General features: G+C 56.5%; 1 rRNA gene (only partly in view). It reads left to right on the top strand.

Annotated elements, in window-relative coordinates:
• A 23S ribosomal RNA gene (locus tag ACFZAU_RS41670) occupies positions 1 to 1,392 on the top strand (its annotated part extends 1,795 nt beyond the left edge of the window); the annotation flags it as partial.

The raw sequence follows: 1,392 nt of genomic DNA, 5'->3' as shown, positions 1-1,392 counted from the left end.
GCCTGAGACCTGATGCCGAGCCGATTGTGGTGAAGTGGATGATCCTATGCTGTCGAGAAAAGCCTCTAGCGAGTTTCATGGCGGCCCGTACCCTAAACCGACTCAGGTGGTCAGGTAGAGAATACCGAGGCGTTCGGGTGAACTGTGGTTAAGGAACTCGGCAAAATGCCCCCGTAACTTCGGGAGAAGGGGGGCCATTGCTGGTGAGGGAACGTGCTTCCTGAGCTGGTGGTGGCCGCAGAGACCAGCGAGAAGCGACTGTTTACTAAAAACACAGGTCCGTGCGAAGCCGTAAGGCGATGTATACGGACTGACGCCTGCCCGGTGCTGGAACGTTAAGGGGACCGGTTAGCTCTGATTCGTCGGGGCGAAGCTGAGAACTTAAGCGCCAGTAAACGGCGGTGGTAACTATAACCATCCTAAGGTAGCGAAATTCCTTGTCGGGTAAGTTCCGACCTGCACGAATGGCGTAACGACTTCTCGACTGTCTCAACCACAGGCCCGGTGAAATTGCACTACGAGTAAAGATGCTCGTTTCGCGCAGCAGGACGGAAAGACCCCGGGACCTTTACTACAGCTTGATATTGGTGTTCGGTTCGGCTTGTGTAGGATAGGTGGGAGACTGTGAAGCAGTGGCGCCAGCCATTGTGGAGTCAACGTTGAAATACCACTCTGGTCGTGCTGGATGTCTAACCTCGGTCCGTGATCCGGATCAGGGACAGTGTCTGGTGGGTAGTTTAACTGGGGCGGTTGCCTCCTAAAGAGTAACGGAGGCGCCCAAAGGTTCCCTCAGCCTGGTTGGCAATCAGGTGTTGAGTGTAAGTGCACAAGGGAGCTTGACTGTGAGACTGACGGGTCGAGCAGGTACGAAAGTAGGGACTAGTGATCCGGCGGTGGCTTGTGGAAGCGCCGTCGCTCAACGGATAAAAGGTACCCCGGGGATAACAGGCTGATCTTCCCCAAGAGTCCATATCGACGGGATGGTTTGGCACCTCGATGTCGGCTCGTCGCATCCTGGGGCTGGAGTCGGTCCCAAGGGTTGGGCTGTTCGCCCATTAAAGCGGTACGCGAGCTGGGTTTAGAACGTCGTGAGACAGTTCGGTCCCTATCCGCTGTGCGCGTAGGAGTCTTGAGAAGGGCTGTCCCTAGTACGAGAGGACCGGGACGGACGAACCTCTGGTGTGCCAGTTGTCCTGCCAAGGGCATGGCTGGTTGGCTACGTTCGGGAGGGATAACCGCTGAAAGCATCTAAGCGGGAAGCCTGCTTCGAGATGAGGACTCCCACCCCCTTGAGGGGTTAAGGCTCCCAGTAGACGACTGGGTTGATAGGCCGGATGTGGAAGCCCAGTAATGGGTGGAGCTGACCGGTACTAATAAGCCGAGGGCTTGTCC

It is taken from the genome of Streptomyces sp. NPDC008238, from assembly GCF_042956445.1.
Classification (GTDB): domain Bacteria; phylum Actinomycetota; class Actinomycetes; order Streptomycetales; family Streptomycetaceae; genus Actinacidiphila.
This window is presented reverse-complemented; position numbering and strand designations above follow the sequence as displayed.